Genomic DNA, 17,219 nt, shown 5'->3' with positions numbered 1-17,219 from the left:
CGGTCGGTCCGACCGCCCGTGTGACAGCGCTTACGGATCGGTTGAATCTTGGATTTGAAGGCCGATTTCTGCCACAGTCGCGATCACGTCGAACGCCACAGAGGCGATCGGTTCCAGTTCTTTGGCGGGCCGTTTCAGAGCTTGTGCAAGCGCTGCCACGACAGCTCGAAACAGTCGGAAGAGATCAACGGCTATTCCTTTGACTTTGGCGCCGACAGCCTTCCGCTGGACGCCAGGCATCCGTTTAATCGAGGTGAATGACCGACTATGGGCAAAACTCGAATCGGCCAAGCTGCTCGGGACGTTGCTCAGCCTAGGTTTTTCTTAGGGGTGTAGAAATTTACCTTCACAATGGCGATGAACATATCTGAAAGGACACTTTCGTAAGAAGATAGATTCTGCCTCATGAACTTGCGCAGTAGGATGTAGCCCGAGGACGGTGTGTATATTACGCTGTGCTCAACCGTTTCCTTTGTGCCGTCCTCGTACTTGACTTCGGCAAATGACTCCTGGCGATCGAGTCCGATTGGAAGCTCGCTATCCATCATCCTCGACCGCCGGGTATCGAAGGCAATTTTAGGGGTCTTCTTCGGGATCACCACTGGGATTTGCACTTTTGATGTCAGTCCCTTCATCGAAACCAGCCAGCCCTCGGCGGGTGCCTGAATGACTTGACGATGTATCACCTCGTCCCGATACGATCTTAGTTGGCCGAGCCAAGCGCGATGCGCCGCCACCACGTCCAAAACGCCCCCCGTCTGCTTCTTGAGGACCATTTTCTCAAGGTCGTGCATTGAGTGAGCGGTCACCCCCGGTAAAGTTCGCGCGGCCGCAGTAGCTAAGAAATCCAATCCCGACCTAACGGCGGCCAAGAACGCTGAGAGTTCGTGAATGTAGCCCGCTGAAGACCTGATCGTGGATGCCCACTTGCTCACGATTTTTGGACTAGAGGGGGCCTTTGCTATCACCTCTTGCATCTGCTTCTTCGAGACCCCGCTCGAATTTTCAAGCATCGCTTCTATGTTGGAGAGATGATGTCGCGCGGCTTGCGCCTTGCGCACGGCAAACATTAGCAGAGTTTCGAAGTACTCCTTGTCGCTCGGTTTTTTAAATATCGGATAATTTCCAATTGGAGCCGAATCAAGGGCCTTGAACAACGCTTCGAGCGCCGCAGAATACCCAACCGAGTCAGTATTTTTCCCCATATCGGTCTAACCCTTCTCCGGCGTTCTGCGCAATTTGGGTTTGACCCTAGACGATCCGGAAGGCGTTCTTGAAATCTTCGTGCAGACACGCTTCGGCGGATAGAGGCAGGTGGCGCGCAATGCGCCGACGGTGTGACGATGGCGCGCAGAGCACGCGTCATCGTAGAGGAACTCCTCATCAGGACAAGCGTCAATCCAGCCGATGAAAGCCGTGGCGGCTTCCCGCCCATGCGCGGCCGCAAGGCCGACGGCGATATGAGAGGGCGCTTTTCTGCACCAACTGCGATCGAGGCGGTCCCGTCAGGCTGGCGATCCACAAGCTGCCGCGGAATTGAAGCTACTCCTACTCGCGGGCTGCCGTCTTAAAAGCGGGCCAGCGGATTACCTTGTGCGGGAGTGCGGTGAAACTCCTCAGGATGTTTGGTCATTTCCGCCCATACGTGGTCGGGCACCACATGCGGCCAGGCGATGACGCTGTGACTACCTGATCCCGACAAAACCAACCCTTTTTGAAGGAGCCCTACAAACCGCCCTTCGCCATACGGATAAGCAAAGGCTTGCTGATTCGAACTCAGGAGATACGACATGATGGCGTGTTCGTGTTCGGGGAGATCATGCAACCAAGCAAGCTGCGTCTTGCGCTGCTTCCTTGTCCGGAACCATCTCACCATCCACCGCAATCCGCGTCCGATCGATTGTAGTATTGACACTATGCATATGCCGGCCGCGAACACCGCGACCGCAAAGATGATCGTGAGTATCCACTCGGGGATGCCCGTCGCGTATCGGACGCCGTAGGCATTACCTGCCAGAAGAGCCGCGCAACCTATCAGCGCGGTCAGGGCGACCGGCCAAGCAACCCCAAGCGCCTCCATGAACTCCTTTAGGCTAGGCATCGAGGTCACCTCAAAAGGGCGCTATACGTCAAGATTGCCGCAAAACCGCCCCACGCGATCATATTGAGCACCAAAATGCTCCAGCCAATAATGCGCTTTCTGATGTACGGAGGAAACGGAAACCGCAGGCTTGTCGAATCAAGCTCGTCAGCCGACATACGGTAGCGTGTCTTCATTCCCCAATGATTATCCGAGTAGTCAGCTAGCGACCAAAAGTGCACGACTCGCTCATGGCTTGGAGCTATATCTCCTACCGGCAGTGCCTTGCCCTTCTCGAGTGGCCACAATTCCAGGCTGTCATCTATCTGGTACAATGCGTGTAGATCATCCGCCATTACGCTGACGTTGGTCAGCTTCTTCTTGCTGATGTTTCGCAATCGTAGCGACGTGTATCCTTTGATACCGCCAAAACTGACTAGCTGGTGATACTCTGCTTTGCCCTCTTCCGTGTCGTATGGGAGGGCTTTTATGTGATCGGCGACGATTTTTGCGATAAGCTGACTTGTCTTCGCTGGAGAAATCCTGACTTCCGCTCGCAGCCGCATACGAGAATCAAAAAAGAACTTCTTTACGAGCGGCACGATCGCAATTGGCGACAGCAGAGCCAACACTGCAAAAATAATCTGAATATTGCTCATTCATACCCCCAAGCATTTCCACCATTGCGCGAGCCCCGACGCGCGGACAAGGCCGCAGCCTAGGTTTTGTTTGGGGTTATGCCTCTTCCATTTTGAAGAGGATTCCTACGAGACTCGTCGTCTTGGTATTTGTATGTCTCGCCCCATATTCTTATCCTGCGTCAAGCCACTGAAAGCAACAGAAGCAGGGTCAAAACAGGTTCGCCAGCATGCGAATTCCATTTCGCTTTCGGGCTAGTTTATGCTGTGAACTAAACACGGGGATACCAATAAGCCGAAGCCGTGGTCTGGTCGCGCGACAAATGCGCAAACATCTAATCGCCTACATCGCCGGGCTTTCCGCGCCAAAAGGCAGACGCATGGGCCAAGCCGGCTCCATCATCTCGGCTTTTGGCGATTCGGCGCAGGAAAAGGTCGAAAATTCTCAAAGGAGCTGACATCGTCATCGTGCCGACGCCGTCCTCGTTTGGTGAGGTGATTGCCGATACGGTGCCGCGGAAAGCGGCGTCCCGAACCGGTAGCATCGCATAGCGGCCGCGTGGTCCAATATGACGCGCCGCCGTTTCGATATCCAAGGTTTGTTTGATTTGGCGATCAACGACCACGTTCAGGTCGAGAAGCCGACTTGTGACGCTGGCTTCTTAGTGCGAAGTTGGACTTGGGGAATTGGGAGGGCAGACTTCATGGCGGATCATGGTATTGACGCCGGTAAGATCACGAAACCGCTGCAACTTCTGGCGGTTTGGCTGATCGGTCTAGTACTGATCAACGGATCATTCCTAGCAGCCGCCAGGCTAATTACAGAACCGCACTGGGCTCCGAGCCTTCTCGTAATCGCGGCAGTAGCAAACGTTCCTATATTTCTTTCTTGTTTATTTCTTTTGCAGACGCGCTTCCGACCAGAAATGCAAGAAGATCATTATTATTCAAGATACCTTCAACGCAGATTCTCAGCTACAACAGGGCAAACCGAGGTTATCGAAGTCAGAGGCACAAGCGAACATCAAATATCTCACAACAATCCTTCAGAAGAAACCAACAAACTTCCAACGTCAGCCCAAATCGAATTAATTTCAGTAAATCAGATTTGGCTCAATGAGCTTTTACCAAATTTCAAAGAGATAGAGAATGACCTACATAAAATAGGAATTTTCTCCAACCATAAATTCGGCACTGGCGCAGAAAACCCAGAGACGCCAAATCCATTTATAATTACTATAACAGAAAATGCAGATTGGGATATGGTCCAAGACGTCGTCAGGGTCTGCGCAAATTATGGACTTCAAACTTTACGAATAACACGGCAACAATACTCAGAGGGTCGTATTTACATCGGTTCGTTTTCGTATCGCCAATATCCAGTTACGGACGCACTCCCGAATAGTTCTTTGATTAACCGCATTTCCGAACGCCGCTCAACAAAGACCGAGATTGAGACTCAAGTGCAACACGAACCCGCGCATTGGCCAAAGACTTAGGGACTGCCTTGCAGCCAAGTCATCCTCCATTGGAGGAAGCTGTGTCACATGCGTGAATGTCGCAAGAAACTTTATCGGTGCGGTCGAGAAGACTCGAACTTCGATGGGGTTGCCCCACAGCGACCTCAATGCTGCGCGTCTACCAATTCCGCTACGACACCGTCGTGTGGCCGATACGCTCGCGGAGGTGAAGAAGGCCGCCTGAACAGCGGCCCTCGAGTTCGGCCAAACCTCAGGCGGCCTTGTCGGTCGCGGGCTTCGCGACCTTGGTGCGGGTGGCGCTGCGGCGGCCGTCGACGCTGACCGGAACGTCGCCGTCGACCGTGGCGCGACGCACCACCCGGTGCTGATCGCCATAGTCGTTGACCGCGTAGTGCTGCGTGGCCCGGTTATCCCAGATCGCCACATCGCCGGCTTTCCAGCGCCAGCGGACTGTGTTCTCCGGCGCGGTGACATAGGACTGGAACACCTCGTAGAGCCGCGCTGAATCGCTTTTGGAAAGACCGACCAGCCGTTGCACGAAATTGCCGAGCAGCAGCGAGCGCTCGCCTGTTTCGGGATGGACGCGGACAACGGGATGCTCGGTCTCATAGACCGTCGAGGTGAAGACCTCCTCGAAGTGCTTCCTTTCCGCGGCGCTCGCACGCGGCCGCACGGCGGCATAATCGTAGGCGTTGCTGTGAACTGCCCAGAGATTGTCCGCGAGCAGCTTCAACGGTGCGGGCAGGTCCTGGTAGGCCGCGGCGGTGTTCGACCAGATGGTGTCGCCGCCGGCCGGCGGTATGACGACGCCGCGAAGAACGGAGAATTTCGGATAGGCGTCAACGAAGGTGACGTCGGTGTGCCACTGATCGGCGCGACCGCCGCCACGGCTCGAATCGAGCTCGAGAATGGACGCCGTTCCCTTGACGGGACCCTGGGTCGGATGCGGAACGAGGTCGCCGAGACGATGCGCGAAGCGCTCCTGCTCGGCATCGTCGAGATGCGCCTGATCGCGGAAGAAGACAACCTTGTGCCGCAACAGGATCTGGTTGATCGCCGCGACCGTCTGCTGCGGCAGGTCGCCGGAAAGCCGTATGTTCCTGATCTCTGCGCCGACTCGTCCCGTAAGCGGGACAATATCGGCTTCCGGGATGGTCTGCTCTACGGGTGCAAGTTTGGGCATGGGAACCTCTGTCCTCTGGAACCGCGGGCTGCTGGCAATGCTCCGCCGTTACCGGCCGCACAGCGATCGGCGGAGCAACTCCCCTCGAGGGAGCTAACTTGCTGATTCCGAAAGCGCTGCTCGCAACTCAGGAGACGAAGGCCGCCAAGGCTTAGCGAACAGTACCGAGATCCCATTCAAATCGTAATTCTACAAAATCCATAGAAAAAGTCTTTCAAAGTTCGGCGGCTCGGGGAAAAATGACTTCTGCCCGAGCTCGTTCTCCGAGCTGGCGGCGGCGTGGAGCGCGCAGGCAATGGCGGATCCAGACTGTGCCGAGTTTGCTGGGGAGGACGATGGGGAAGCGTCCCAACGGGGCAGGAAGCCGTTTCCCGGGCAAATGAGCCGCGCTGATGGCGATGCATCCACCATCGGGACCTAGCAGTGCCCGACGGCTGCCGCAGGCAGCAGGACGTCGCAACCTGATCTCATTTGGATTTAGGCGATCCCGATCGCGAAGGATCGGATGTTGGTGCGGTCGAGAAGACTCGAACTTCCACGGGTTGCCCCACAGCGACCTCAACGCTGCGCGTCTACCAATTCCGCCACGACCGCCCGTGGTAGGAGCCGGAACGAACCGGCTCGCGGCGTGTAGCAAATCGTTTCCGGCGAAACAAGGGCGCGGTACGCAATAATCGCCGGGAATTGGCATAACGGTCGGGAAGGCCAAAATGCGGGGCGAACTGGACGTTTCAGCTGGGTACCGCCATATGAAGGGCAAATGCATTCCGCCCCAGGCCAGAAGCGGTTTTGGAAGCCGGCGTGCATTAAGCGAAAAACGAAAAGCCATGACAGAACGCAGCCAGATCGCCACGTCGTTCCTGCCCTTGCCCGGCTCAGCACCGGTCGAATGGCGCATCGAGCCGGGCTTGACCGGCTACACCGATGCGCTGGCCCTGATGGAAGCGCGTGCCGAGGCGATCCGCACCGGTGCCGCCGCCGAACTGGTCTGGCTGGTCGAGCACCCGCCGCTTTACACCGCCGGCACCAGCGCCCGCATCGAGGACCTGATCGACCCCGACCGTTTCCCGGTCTTCGCGGCCGGACGCGGCGGCGAATACACCTATCACGGGCCGGGACAGCGGGTCGCCTACGTCATGCTCGACCTGAAGCGCCGGCGCGAGGACGTGCGAGCCTTCGTCGCCGCGCTGGAACAATGGATCATCGGCACGCTCGCCGCCTTCAACGTGCGCGGCGAACGCCGCGAGGACCGCGTCGGCGTCTGGGTGGTGCGGCCCGATCGCCCTGCCCTGCCCGACGGCTCGCCGGCCGAGGACAAGATCGCGGCCATCGGCATCCGCCTGCGGCGCTGGGTGAGCTTTCACGGCATCGCCGTCAATGTCGAGCCGGATCTCAGCCATTTCAGCGGCATCGTACCCTGCGGTGTGCCGGACCACGGCGTCACCAGCCTCGTCGATCTCGGCCTGCCCGTGACCATGGCCGATTTCGACCTGGCGCTGAAATCCGCATTCGAGGATGTCTTTGGCGCAGCCGAGGCTATTTCTGCCGAACCAGCGCGCAAGGCCGGCTGAAACCGCTCGATCAAACGCTCAGAGAAGCTTTGCCGAGGCCCACAGCAGGCCGTAACCATGAATGGCGAAGACGGCCAATAGCGCGCCAGCCATGGCGAAACGGTCGAAGGTGCGGATCGGCTTCAGCTCGTGGCGCGGCTTTACTCCGCTGCCCACGGTCAGCAGGCTGAGGATGGCAAAGACCGCGCCTGCCACCAGCAGAAAGCCTTGGGAAAAGCCAGCGAACCAGCCCACCGCCAGCAAGGCAGAAAGCAAAGAAAACGAAGCCAGCGCCAGCGCGATCGGCCCCGGGCAGATCTGGCGCAGCACCTGGCCGCCGTCGAATTTCCACACCGGCACAAGATTGGCGATGTTGAACAGCGCGGCAAAGCCGGCGAGCGTCGCCAGAAGGGCGGCGGCCAGCCGATGCCCCTCGCTGGACGCGAAGCCGCTGGCGACGATCAGCAGCGGCACCAGGAAAGCGGAAAAGCCGGCGCCCATCAGCGCCACGAAAGCGACCTCGAACCGGCTGTCATAAGGCCGCCCGCCAATCGCGATACCACCGAGCAGCGGGATGAAGATCATCCGCGCCTTGCGGTGACCGGTCAGCCGGAAGGCTGCCATATGGCCGAGCTCGTGCAGGGCGACGACCGAGGTCAGGATCGCGGCCAGCGCAAAGCCACCGAGATTGAGCCCGAAGAACGGCCACAGGATGAAGGCCGACAGAACGGCAAAGCCGACTTGGCTCAGCGGATGCTCGAACCAGCCGCCCTTGCGATATTCTCCGGTCCTCGCCCAGTGCTGCAGCTTGCCGAGTTCGCGGCGCATGGCGAAGTAGCGGAACACCAGAAAGGCGACGCCGCGATAGCGATCGGTCTGGCTGAGCGTCACCCGCGTGCCCGCGCCTTCCGAGACGAGTTCGATGGTCTCGTAAAAATCCTTCCAGAACGAAGCGTCGAGCGCGGTATCCTCAATGACGCGCATCGAAAACCGACTGCCTTCGACGACGTCTTCGAAGCGCGACCTGCGCTCGATCGGTTGGCCGTCGCGGCCTTCCCAGGACATCATGATGCGGGTCGTACCCTGCCCGTCCATCGGCTCTGCCGACAGGATCTCGCCTGACCAGCCGGCATCGCTGCCGAGCGGCCACAGCGCCTGCCAGAGGCGCTGCCGGTCCATGGCAACCACGCGGCTGAGCCTCACCGTGCGCAAACCGAGCGGCGCGGTTATCAGCAAGAAAATCAGTCCGAGATTGCCGGCCACGAGAAGGGCCGTGATGATCGGCGACACTTGGGCGTTTGCTCCCTGTCTTGACAGGGCACCCTAGCGTCATGGCGGCAAGAAAGGCTTAACAACACAACGCCCTCCTGCCCGCCTCAAAACACTGCGGCGAACCGCAGACTGATCACATGGCGCCGATCCAGACGGCCATGGAAACCAGAAACGCACTCATGCACACCAACGAAACGACGTCCTGAACAAGATCGCTCATAACTCTCTCCTGTTGTTGCTATGTTCGTATTTTGTTCTAATTTTGTTCGAATGTCAACGATCGGAGAGCGGCATGCAGACGAATCCTGACAGCCGGTTTGGGCAGGGTTAAGAAAGCGTTGATGGGATGAGGGGCAGGATCGTGCGGTGGAAGATATCCACTGCTTCAGGTGGCGAATTGTTGGCGAACGTAGGCGCCGCCCCTCACCTGCCTGCCGGCATCCTCTCCCCGTATAGTGACGGGGAGAGGGGTCGCTCTCATCGACGATTTCGCCAATCGCCGGCGTTGCAGGATTAAGCGCCGAGGGGCGCGGCAGGCCCCTTTCTCCCCGTCACTATACGGGGAGAAATGTCCGGCAGGACAATGAGGGGCGGTGCTGCCTTCGGCGATCTTGCTTGCCCTGAAGAACCTCGCCAAGGACAGCATGGGCCAACATCCGCAGACCGGCCGAGTATCGCCATGCCCTAAAGCGGGACGACCTTACCCTCGTGCAGCGTCACCCGCCGGTCCATGCGCGAGGCGAGCTCGTGATTGTGGGTGGCAATCAGCGCGGCAAGGCCGGACTGCCTGACCAGCGCGCCCAGCGCCTCGAAGACATAGGACGCGGTGACCGGGTCGAGATTGCCGGTCGGCTCGTCGGCGAGCAGCAGCAAGGGCGCATTGGCGACCGCGCGCGCAATGGCGACGCGCTGCTGCTCGCCGCCCGACAATTCGGACGGCCGGTGCGACGCGCGCTTGCCGATCTGCATGTAGTCGAGCAGCTGTGCGGCGCGCTCCGAGGCTTCCTTGCGGGACAGCCCCTTGATCAGCTGCGGCATCATGATGTTTTCGAGCGCCGAAAACTCCGGCAGCAAATGATGAAACTGATAGACGAAGCCGACATCGTTGCGGCGGATCGCCGTGCGCTCATCGTCGGAGAGCCGTCCGCAGGCGCGACCGGCCAGAATGACGTCGCCGGCGTCGGGGCGCTCGAGCAGGCCCGCAGTGTGCAAGAGCGTCGACTTGCCGGTGCCAGACGGCGCCACCAGCGCCACCATCTCGCCGCGCTTCAGCGAAAAGTCGGCGCCGTTCAAAATGGTGAGCTTGCGCGGCCCCTGGACATAGTGCCGCTCGACGCTCTTCAGCTCGATAATGATGTCGGACTTCATTCGTATCTCAAGGCCTCGACCGGATCGAGACGGGCAGCCCGCCATGCCGGAAACACGGTGGCCAGGAAGGACAGGCCGAGCGCCATCAGGATGACATAGGTGGTCTCGCGCGGGTCCATCTTGGCCGGCAGTTGGCTGAGGAAGTAGAGTTCCGGATTGAACAGCACCTTGCCGGTCATCCAGGAGAAGAACTGGCGGATGGACTCGATGTTGGTGCAGATGAGCACCCCGAGCAGCACGCCGGCGATGGTGCCGGTGACACCGATCGCCGCGCCCGTCATCAGGAAGATGCGCAGGATGGCGGCGCGCGAGGCGCCCATCGTGCGCAGGATGGCGATGTCGTGGCCCTTGTCCTTCACCAGCATGATCAGGCCGGAGATGATGTTGAGCGCCGCCACCAGCACGATCAGCGTCAGGATCATGAACATGACATTGCGCTCGACCTGCAACGCCGAGAAGAACGTCTCGTTGCGCTGGCGCCAGTCGACCATATCGATCGGCCGCTGCGCCGCCGCATCGACCAGCGGTTTCAGCGCGTCCACATCGTCGGGATTGTCGACATAGATCTCGATCGTCTGCGCCCTGCCGTCCATGTTGAAATAGAGCTGCGCTTCGGAAAACGGCATGTAGACGATGGAACTGTCATACTCCGACATGCCGACTTCGAAGATCGCCGCCACCTTGTAGCCCTTCAGCCGCGGCGTCGTGCCCATCGGCGTCACATCGCCTTCCGGCGAGATCAGCGTGATGGTGTCACCGAGCACGAGGCCGAGATTTTCGGCCATGCGCTTGCCGATGGCGACGCCCTCGCCCGAGTCGAAATCGGCGAGCGAACCCTGCTTGACGTTGTTGGCGACGATGGCGATCTTGCCGAGGTCCTCGGCGCGTATGCCGCGCACCAGCGCGCCCATGCCGCCGCCGACATTGCCTTGCGCCAGCACCTGGCCGTCGATCAGCGGAATGGCATATTTGACGCCGGCCACGCCGTTGATGCGGGCGGCGACCTGCGCATAGTCCTCAAGCGGCGAATCCAGCGGCTGCACGATCAGATGACCGTTGACGCCGAGAATGCGGGTCAGAAGCTCGGCCCTGAAGCCGTTCATCACCGCCATGACGACGATCAGCGTGGCGACGCCGAGCATGATACCGAGGAAGGAGATCGAGGCGATGACCGAGATCACCGTCTCCTTGCGGCGCGACCGCAAATAGCGCCAGGCGACCATGCGTTCGAACATGGAAAACGGGCCAGCGACCGGGGATTTGACGACCGGCGACTTGGCGACCGAAGGCTTCGTTGCCGCGGCTTCGCTCATGCGGTGACACCAAAGCGTTTCTTGGCCTCCGCGACCGGCAGCGTCTCGCGCTCGCCGGTCCGGCGGTTCTTGATCTCGATCTCGCCGGCGGCGACGCCGCGCGGGCCGACGATCACCTGCCAGGGCAGGCCGATCAGATCGGCGGTGGCAAACTTGCCGCCCGGCCGCTGGTCGGTGTCGTCGTAAAGCACATCCTTGCCGGCGCCGGCGAAGGCGGCATAGAGCTCGTCGCAGACGCTGTCGCAGTCGGCGTCGCCCACCTTCATGTTGATCAGGCCGATGTCGAACGGCGCCACCGCTTCCGGCCAGATGATGCCGTTATCGTCATGGCTGGCCTCGATGATCGCCGCCACCAGGCGCGACGGCCCGATGCCGTAGGAGCCGCCGGAGACGAAATGATCCTTGCCGTCGGGCCCGGTCACCTTGGCGCCCATGGGCTTGGAATACTTGTCGCCGAAATGGAAGATATGGCCGACCTCGATGCCGCGCGCCGAGACCCGGTCCGCTTCGCCGAGCTTGTCCCAAGCCGCTTCGTCATGCATCTCGTCGGTGGCGGCGTAGGGCGTCGTCCACGTCTTGACGATGTCGGCGATCTCGCCGTCATTGGCAAAGTCGGTGTTTTCGCCCGGCACCTGGAGCGACAGATACTCGCGGTCGCAATAGACCTGGCTCTCGCCGGTGTCGGCCAGGATAATGAATTCATGGCTGAGGTCGCCGCCGATCGGCCCGGTGTCGGCCCGCATCGGAATGGCCTGCAGCCCCATGCGCGTGAAGGTCCTGAGATAGGAGACGAACATCCTGTTGTAGGCTGCCTTGGCGCCCTCGAAATCGAGGTCGAAGGAGTAGGCGTCTTTCATCAGGAATTCGCGCGAGCGCATGACGCCGAAGCGCGGCCGCACCTCGTCGCGGAACTTCCACTGGATGTGGTAGAGGTTGAGCGGCAAATCCTTGTAGGACTTGACGTAGGCGCGCACGATTTCGGTGACCACTTCCTCGTTGGTCGGGCCGTAGAGCATGTCGCGGTCCTGCCGGTCCTTGATGCGCAGCATCTCCTTGCCATAGTCGTCATAGCGGCCGCTTTCGCGCCACAGATCGGCCGACTGGATGGTCGGCATCAGGATCTCCAGTGCGCCTGCGCGGTTCTGTTCCTCGCGGATGATGCGGCAGACCTTGTCCAGCACCAGCTTGCCCAGCGGCAGCCAGGAAAAGCTGCCCTGCCCCTGCTGGCGGATCATGCCGGCCCGCAGCATCAGCCGGTGCGAGACGATCTCTGCCTCACGCGGATTTTCTTTCAGGATGGGCAGGAAAAACTGCGACAAACGCATGGACAGGTCCGTGAGAGAGGAGGCTGCACCGGAATCGGCGCGGCTGGCTTGCTTGCCCCGGCTTCATAGCTATTTCGTGACGGAATGGAAACCCGACCCGCGGCATCGGCCCGAAATCGCAAAAATCGATTCTTCTTCCAAAGACCTTCGAACCGAAAACGATAATCCTTGGGCGCAAAGTGCTCCGCCAGGCTGGAAAGTGCTGATACACGCCTTGCGCCCCTGAGCGACGCAGCACACCTGGTCGCATTAATGCGGCAGCGCCGGCGTTGTTCGTTTCGCAAGCAAAGCCTGCCGTACTATTGTGCAGTGCAGCACAGGATTGCCCGTTTGCGGGCAAAATTCTGCGTGACAATTTCATCGGGGTTAGGCTAGTGTGCCCCGATAACCGAGAGGGTAGAGAAAAATCTGCTCTCCTACGCGGTCAAAGTCTTGGGAGGATGCGATCTAGGCGCGGTTACCCGCTGCCGCCGGAAACCGGAAAACAGATCGGAACGCGTTTAAATTGCAAGGCCTTGTGCCTTGCATTTTTTTTGCGCAATCATCTCGTTAGATCTACACATTCCCAAATCACATGAGCTTGCGCCGGCGTGATCTGGTCGCGATTCTATCAGGATTGGCTATGCTTGCGTGCGGGGTTGCTAACCTCAGCCCGAGTGCGCCGAAACTGGAGTTCGATGCTCCGAAAATAGGCACAAACAGCAGCATGCCGCCCGCCCGATTTTGTCGGCGGAAAAGGTTTTAGTTAGCCGGTGCCTGGCTGGCTTCGGGGATGATGTGCGGGACTTCGTCGAGGCTGTAACCCAGCCCGTGCGTCAGGCCGTAGAAAATGCCCATGACAACCGCCGTGACAATGGTGGTGCGGATCACGGCGCGCAGCATATGCGGCCCGCGCGGCGCGCTGGCGACCGTGCCCAGCGTCACGTCGTGATCGTCGTCCTGCGTGCGCACGCTGAACGGCAGCACCATGAACAGCATCAGCCACCAGGTGATGAAGAACAGCGCGGCAAACGAAATCCAGCTCATGCCTGCTCCAGTTCAACCAGCGTGCCGAAGAAATCCTTCGGGTGCAGGAACAGCACCGGCTTGCCGTGGGCGCCGGTTTTGGGATTGCCGTCGCCCAGCACGCGGGCGCCGCTCGCCTCGAGATGATCGCGCGCGGCAAGAATATCGTCGACCTCATAGCAGACATGATGCATGCCGCCCGAGGGGTTCTTCGCCAGGAAGGCCGCGATTGGCGAGCCCTCGCCCAGCGGCTCCAAGAGTTCGATCTTGGTGTTGCCGACATCGACGAACACCACCGTCACGCCATGCTCAGGCAGCGGCTGCGGCGCGGTCACGCGTGCGCCAAGCGTATCGCGATAGGCGATGATCGCCGCCGCCAGATCCGGCACTGCAAGCGCGACATGGTTCAGGCGTCCCAGCATGAAACCTCCAGCTTCTATGCTGGCGTCTTACGGCAAATCGGCCGACATCAATAGCCTTTGCGGAGGCGCGCAAGGTCGCACTTCGGTGAACCGCCGCCCTGTTCCAATCGATGTCTGCGAAGTACAAACGGCGATGCCCGATGCCCGCCCCCGCGTTTTTAGTTTCGATCTTGGCTCGTTCAAGGTCGCCGCCCTGCTCGACGCCGTCGATGTCAGAGACAATCTCGCGGCTGCTTTCGCCCCCGGGCAATCGCCGGGCGCGGTGCGGGAACTCGTCGTCTCGAACTTCATCGATCCCAACCGCTACGAGCATTGCTTCATCCCGACGCTGGTCGACACTGGCACCGAAAAGATCCTGTTCGACACCGGATTCGGCGACGACGACAGTTCGCTCCTGCAATGCCTGCGGGACCTCGGGCTCGAACCCGGCGACATCGATTTGGTGGTCATCACGCATGGCCACCCCGACCACATCGGCGGCCTCGTAAACAACGGCGAACCAGTTTTCAGCCGGGCGCGCTACGTCTTCGGTGCGGCCGAATTCGTCTTCTGGACCGAGGCGGATACGGTGCGCGAAGCCAGGCTGAACAACCGCGACCTGTTCCTGCGTGTCTGCGCCGGCCTTGCCGACCGCGCGACATTCGTAGCGCCCGGAGACGAGGTCGTGCCGGGCATCACCGCCATCGACGCCGCCGGCCATTCTCCGGGACTGCTGGCGTTCCACGTCGAAAGCGACGGACAGCAATTGCTCGTCTGGTCGGACGCCTTCCTGCACTCTGTCGTGTCGATCCAGCAGCCTGAGTGGCATGCCGACCTCGACGACGAGAAAGAGCAGGCCGTCGAGACCCGCAAGCGCCTGCTGAAACTGGCCGCCGACCACCGGCTGCTTGTCGCCGGTTATCATATGCCGTTTCCGGGTCTCGGGCACATCGAGCAGGTGGACGGGACCTTTCGCTGGCGCCCCGCCACCAGCTGAACTCCAGCGGATGGCGTCGCCCTAGCGGGTGACAAACACCGTCACCAGCGGCTTCTTGCCCCAGGCTTCGTTGGCGGCACCGCGCACGGCGCGCCGCACCGCTTCCTGCACCAGATCGAGGTCCTTGCGGCGTTGGCGGGGGATAGAGTCCACCGCGCCGACGGCCGCGTCGAGCATCAGATCTTCCATGTTCTCCCCACGGGCATCCGCCTCGGCGACGCCGATGGCGACCAGGTCGGGATCGCCGGCGAGCTCATATTTGTCGTCGAGCACGACATTGACCGCGACGTGGCCAGCGAACGACAGCTTGCGCCGGTCGCGTATGCCCATCGCCTGGTCGGTGCCGATCAGGCGGCCATCCTTGTAGATGCGGCCGAACGGCACCTGGTCGATGATGGTCGCGGGACCGGGTGCGAGCCGCAGCATGTCGCCGTCGCGCACCTGCGCCACCTGGCCGATGCCGGAGGTCGACATCAGCGACCCTTGCGCCACCAGATGCGCGGCTTCGCCATGTACGGGAACGCCGATTTGCGGCCGCACCCATTCATACATCTTGCGCAATTCGCTGCGGCGGGGATGGCCGGAGACGTGCACCAGCGCGTCGCCGTCCTCGATGATCTTGATGCCGAGATCGATGAGACGGTTCTTGATTTCGAGGATCGCCTTCTCGTTGCCGGGAATGGTGCGCGAGGAAAACACCACGGTGTCGCCTGCCGTCAGAGACACCGATTTCATCTCTTCGCGCGACAGCTTTGCCAGCGCCGCCAGCGGCTCGCCCTGGCTGCCGGTGCAGATGATGACCAGGTTTTCGCGCGGGATGAAGCCAAAGTCTTCTTCGGCGATGAATTCCGGCAGACCGTCCATGTAGCCGAGTTCACCGGCGACATCGATGACGCGCTTCAGCGAGCGTCCCAGCACCAGGCACTGCCGGCCCGCATCGCGCGCCGCCTTGGCGATCGAGACGATGCGCCCGACATTGGAGGAGAAGGTGGTGACCGCCACGCGGCCGACGGCACTCTGGATCACGCCCCTCAGGCCCTCGCCGACCGCCACTTCCGAGGGCGATTCACCTTCGCGCAGCGCATTGGTCGAATCGCAGACCAGCGCCAGCACGCCCTTGTCGCCATAGGCGCGGAAGCGCGCCTCGTCGGTCTTCGGGCCGATCGTCGGTTCCGGATCGATCTTCCAGTCACCGGTATGGATGACGGTGCCGGCCGGCGAGGTGATGGCCAGCGACATCGGCTCGGGGATCGAATGCGCCACCGGAATGGCCTCGATCTCGAACGGCCCGACGGTGAACTTTTCGCCCGCCCGGTAGATCGTCACCGGGATCTTCGGCGCGCCCTGTTCGCCCTGGCGCTTGGCGTCCAGCAGGCCGGCACTGAACGGCGTCATCCACACCGGCGCCTTCAGCTTCGGCCAGGTGTCGAGCAGCGCGCCGTAATGGTCTTCATGCGCGTGGGTGATGATGATGCCGCGCAGATTGGCGAGGTTCTCCTCGATGAAGCGCGTATCGGGCAGGATCAGGTCGACGCCTGGATGCGCCGCGTCTGGAAAGGTGACGCCGACATCGACGACGATCCACTCGCGCGCACTGGGCGGCCCATAGCCGTAGAGGGCGAAGTTCATGCCGATCTCGCCGACGCCGCCGAGCGGCACGAAGACGAGTTCGGCGTTTTGCGCTTTCGCCATCAATTTTCCCTTCCCGGCCGTTGCGGCCAGCCCCTTAAGCAATTCCAGGAAAAGTGTGTAACGGTTTTCCCACAGGAATTGCGCACAACGATCAGACTCTTGCCGACGCGACCGCGCCGAAATGCACGTCGCCGGCGGCTACCGTCACGACCGACCCCTCATCATCGCGGATCACGAAACGGCAGTCCGCGTCAATGGTCTCGAAGGTACCGCGCACCACATTCCCGTCAATCCTGACAGCAACCTCGCCGCCAAGCCCCGCCGCACGTGCCAGCCAGCGCCGCCGGATGGCGTCGAGCCCGCGTCCTTCATCCCACAGCCGCGCATTGTCGGTCCACGCGTCCGATAGCGCCAAAAACAGCGTTTCGGCATCGCATGTCGCGCCAAGCGCCTGCAGCGATGTCGCCGGATACGGTAAATCCTCGGGATGTGCCACCACATTGACGCCGATGCCGACCGCCACCGCGAAGCGGCCGCCGTCGAGAATGGCCGATTCCAGCAGGATGCCGGCAAGCTTGGCGCCGGACGCCAGCACGTCGTTCGGCCATTTCAACTCGAAACGGTTCTTGCCGTCGCTTCCGCCGTCGAGGCCGATGGCGATCCTGCCCTTCGGCACGACGGCATCGAGCGCGTCGGCCAGCGACAGGCCGGCGACGAAGCCGAGCGTCGCGGCAAGGCGAAGCTCACCGCCGGTGATGACGAGCAAGGTCGCGGCGAGATTGCCTTCGGGCGATACCCAGGCTCGACCCCGCCGGCCGCGCCCGCTTTCCTGCTTTTTGGAAACGACCCACAATTTGCCGGGGTCGCCTGCCCTTGCATGGTCCAGCGCCACCGTGTTGGTGGAGCCGATACTGTCATGGGCCTCGAGCCGGAACCCTTCCGTCTCAGAGGTTGGAGCCAGCCGAAATGCCATC

The 17,219-nt window shown here is 60.9% G+C and carries 16 protein-coding genes, 2 tRNA genes and 1 pseudogene; 5 read left to right on the top strand and 14 right to left on the bottom strand.

Features of this window, described 5'->3' with window-relative positions; genetic code table 11:
- Positions 1-48 precede the first annotated feature (48 nt).
- Positions 49-261, top strand: a complete 213-nt coding sequence (locus tag AC04SH_RS10915; protein ID WP_488575014.1) for a hypothetical protein — start codon at positions 49-51, stop codon at positions 259-261.
- A gap of 47 nt (positions 262-308) precedes the next feature.
- On the opposite strand, the gene AC04SH_RS10910 is transcribed toward AC04SH_RS10915, so the two are convergent.
- The 3 genes from AC04SH_RS10910 to AC04SH_RS10900 form a co-directional block, all read right to left on the bottom strand.
- Positions 309-1,205 carry a hypothetical protein gene (locus tag AC04SH_RS10910; protein WP_488575013.1) on the bottom strand — a complete coding sequence of 299 codons (897 nt, stop codon included), beginning with the start codon at positions 1,203-1,205 and terminating at the stop codon, positions 309-311.
- A gap of 362 nt (positions 1,206-1,567) precedes the next feature.
- A complete protein-coding gene (locus AC04SH_RS10905; RefSeq protein ID WP_488575012.1) occupies positions 1,568-2,101 on the bottom strand; it encodes a hypothetical protein in 534 nt (177 codons plus the stop codon).
- A 5-nt stretch (positions 2,102-2,106) separates the two neighbouring features.
- Entirely contained in the window at positions 2,107-2,739 is a 633-nt protein-coding gene (locus tag AC04SH_RS10900) for a hypothetical protein (protein WP_488575011.1), read from the bottom strand.
- Between the two features lie 273 nt (positions 2,740-3,012).
- Between AC04SH_RS10900 and AC04SH_RS10895 the strand changes: the two are divergent.
- Positions 3,013-3,270: pseudogene (locus tag AC04SH_RS10895) on the top strand (succinate--CoA ligase subunit alpha); the annotation flags it as partial.
- 17 nt (positions 3,271-3,287) lie between these two features.
- Positions 3,288-4,217 (top strand): hypothetical protein, encoded by a 930-nt coding sequence (locus AC04SH_RS10890; protein ID WP_488575010.1) that lies wholly within the window; start codon positions 3,288-3,290, stop codon positions 4,215-4,217.
- Positions 4,218-4,295: 78 nt separating this feature from the next.
- Here AC04SH_RS10890 and AC04SH_RS10885 read toward each other — a convergent pair.
- The 3 genes from AC04SH_RS10885 to AC04SH_RS10875 form a co-directional block, all read right to left on the bottom strand.
- A tRNA-Leu gene (locus AC04SH_RS10885) sits at positions 4,296-4,378 on the bottom strand.
- A gap of 71 nt (positions 4,379-4,449) precedes the next feature.
- Positions 4,450-5,382, bottom strand: coding sequence for a TauD/TfdA dioxygenase family protein (locus AC04SH_RS10880; protein WP_488575009.1), 933 nt, complete (start codon positions 5,380-5,382; stop codon positions 4,450-4,452).
- Positions 5,383-5,891: 509 nt separating this feature from the next.
- A tRNA-Leu gene (locus AC04SH_RS10875) sits at positions 5,892-5,976 on the bottom strand.
- Between the two features lie 233 nt (positions 5,977-6,209).
- Between AC04SH_RS10875 and lipB the strand changes: the two genes are divergently transcribed.
- Positions 6,210-6,953, top strand: coding sequence for a lipoyl(octanoyl) transferase LipB (lipB, locus tag AC04SH_RS10870; protein ID WP_488575008.1), 744 nt, complete (start codon positions 6,210-6,212; stop codon positions 6,951-6,953).
- Between the two features lie 18 nt (positions 6,954-6,971).
- Here lipB and AC04SH_RS10865 read toward each other — a convergent pair whose 3' ends face one another.
- From AC04SH_RS10865 to mce, 6 genes are all read right to left on the bottom strand, one after another.
- Positions 6,972-8,222, bottom strand: coding sequence for a site-2 protease family protein (locus AC04SH_RS10865; protein WP_488575007.1), 1,251 nt, complete (start codon positions 8,220-8,222; stop codon positions 6,972-6,974).
- Between the two features lie 666 nt (positions 8,223-8,888).
- Positions 8,889-9,572, bottom strand: a complete 684-nt coding sequence (locus tag AC04SH_RS10860; protein ID WP_488575006.1) for an ABC transporter ATP-binding protein — start codon at positions 9,570-9,572, stop codon at positions 8,889-8,891.
- A complete protein-coding gene (locus AC04SH_RS10855; protein WP_488575005.1) occupies positions 9,569-10,885 on the bottom strand; it encodes a lipoprotein-releasing ABC transporter permease subunit in 1,317 nt (438 codons plus the stop codon). The genes AC04SH_RS10860 and AC04SH_RS10855 overlap by 4 nt, the downstream gene beginning before the upstream one ends.
- On the bottom strand, positions 10,882-12,210 hold the full coding sequence (proS, locus tag AC04SH_RS10850; protein WP_488575004.1) for a proline--tRNA ligase: 1,329 nt from the start codon (positions 12,208-12,210) through the stop codon (positions 10,882-10,884). Before proS ends, AC04SH_RS10855 begins: the two co-directional genes overlap by 4 nt.
- Before the next feature lie 741 nt (positions 12,211-12,951).
- Complete coding sequence (locus AC04SH_RS10845; RefSeq protein ID WP_477231404.1) at positions 12,952-13,236, bottom strand: DUF1467 family protein; 285 nt, start codon at positions 13,234-13,236, stop codon at positions 12,952-12,954.
- Entirely contained in the window at positions 13,233-13,637 is a 405-nt protein-coding gene (mce, locus tag AC04SH_RS10840; RefSeq protein WP_488575003.1) for a methylmalonyl-CoA epimerase, read from the bottom strand. The genes AC04SH_RS10845 and mce overlap by 4 nt, the downstream gene beginning before the upstream one ends.
- A gap of 133 nt (positions 13,638-13,770) precedes the next feature.
- Here mce and AC04SH_RS10835 point away from each other — a divergent pair, with 133 nt between their 5' ends.
- Positions 13,771-14,613, top strand: a complete 843-nt coding sequence (locus AC04SH_RS10835) for an MBL fold metallo-hydrolase (protein ID WP_488575002.1) — start codon at positions 13,771-13,773, stop codon at positions 14,611-14,613.
- 21 nt (positions 14,614-14,634) lie between these two features.
- Here the strand turns inward: AC04SH_RS10835 and AC04SH_RS10830 are convergent, their stop codons facing one another.
- Together AC04SH_RS10830 and AC04SH_RS10825 are read right to left on the bottom strand one after the other, a co-directional pair.
- Positions 14,635-16,305 carry a ribonuclease J gene (locus AC04SH_RS10830; RefSeq protein WP_352584105.1) on the bottom strand — a complete coding sequence of 557 codons (1,671 nt, stop codon included), beginning with the start codon at positions 16,303-16,305 and terminating at the stop codon, positions 14,635-14,637.
- A gap of 91 nt (positions 16,306-16,396) precedes the next feature.
- A complete protein-coding gene (locus AC04SH_RS10825) occupies positions 16,397-17,218 on the bottom strand; it encodes a biotin--[acetyl-CoA-carboxylase] ligase (protein ID WP_477231407.1) in 822 nt (273 codons plus the stop codon).
- Between the last annotated feature and the right edge of the window lies 1 nt (position 17,219).

Source organism: Mesorhizobium sp. CNPSo 4688, assembly GCF_057784295.1.
This window is presented reverse-complemented; position numbering and strand designations above follow the sequence as displayed.

Excerpts from the sequence above, each read along its gene's own strand:
- lipB (WP_488575008.1), top strand. The coding sequence starts at position 6,210 with ATGACAGAACGCAGCCAGATCGCCACGTCGTTCCTGCCCTTGCCCGGC.
- AC04SH_RS10905 (WP_488575012.1), bottom strand. The coding sequence starts at position 2,101 with ATGCCTAGCCTAAAGGAGTTCATGGAGGCGCTTGGGGTTGCTTGGCCG.
- AC04SH_RS10880 (WP_488575009.1), bottom strand. The coding sequence starts at position 5,382 with ATGCCCAAACTTGCACCCGTAGAGCAGACCATCCCGGAAGCCGATATT.
- AC04SH_RS10845 (WP_477231404.1), bottom strand. The coding sequence starts at position 13,236 with ATGAGCTGGATTTCGTTTGCCGCGCTGTTCTTCATCACCTGGTGGCTG.
- AC04SH_RS10835 (WP_488575002.1), top strand. The coding sequence starts at position 13,771 with ATGCCCGATGCCCGCCCCCGCGTTTTTAGTTTCGATCTTGGCTCGTTC.
- proS (WP_488575004.1), bottom strand. The coding sequence starts at position 12,210 with ATGCGTTTGTCGCAGTTTTTCCTGCCCATCCTGAAAGAAAATCCGCGT.
- AC04SH_RS10825 (WP_477231407.1), bottom strand. The coding sequence starts at position 17,218 with ATGGCATTTCGGCTGGCTCCAACCTCTGAGACGGAAGGGTTCCGGCTC.
- AC04SH_RS10860 (WP_488575006.1), bottom strand. The coding sequence starts at position 9,572 with ATGAAGTCCGACATCATTATCGAGCTGAAGAGCGTCGAGCGGCACTAT.
- AC04SH_RS10855 (WP_488575005.1), bottom strand. The coding sequence starts at position 10,885 with ATGAGCGAAGCCGCGGCAACGAAGCCTTCGGTCGCCAAGTCGCCGGTC.
- AC04SH_RS10830 (WP_352584105.1), bottom strand. The coding sequence starts at position 16,305 with ATGGCGAAAGCGCAAAACGCCGAACTCGTCTTCGTGCCGCTCGGCGGC.
- AC04SH_RS10900 (WP_488575011.1), bottom strand. The coding sequence starts at position 2,739 with ATGAGCAATATTCAGATTATTTTTGCAGTGTTGGCTCTGCTGTCGCCA.
- AC04SH_RS10890 (WP_488575010.1), top strand. The coding sequence starts at position 3,288 with ATGACGCGCCGCCGTTTCGATATCCAAGGTTTGTTTGATTTGGCGATC.
- mce (WP_488575003.1), bottom strand. The coding sequence starts at position 13,637 with ATGCTGGGACGCCTGAACCATGTCGCGCTTGCAGTGCCGGATCTGGCG.
- AC04SH_RS10910 (WP_488575013.1), bottom strand. The coding sequence starts at position 1,205 with ATGGGGAAAAATACTGACTCGGTTGGGTATTCTGCGGCGCTCGAAGCG.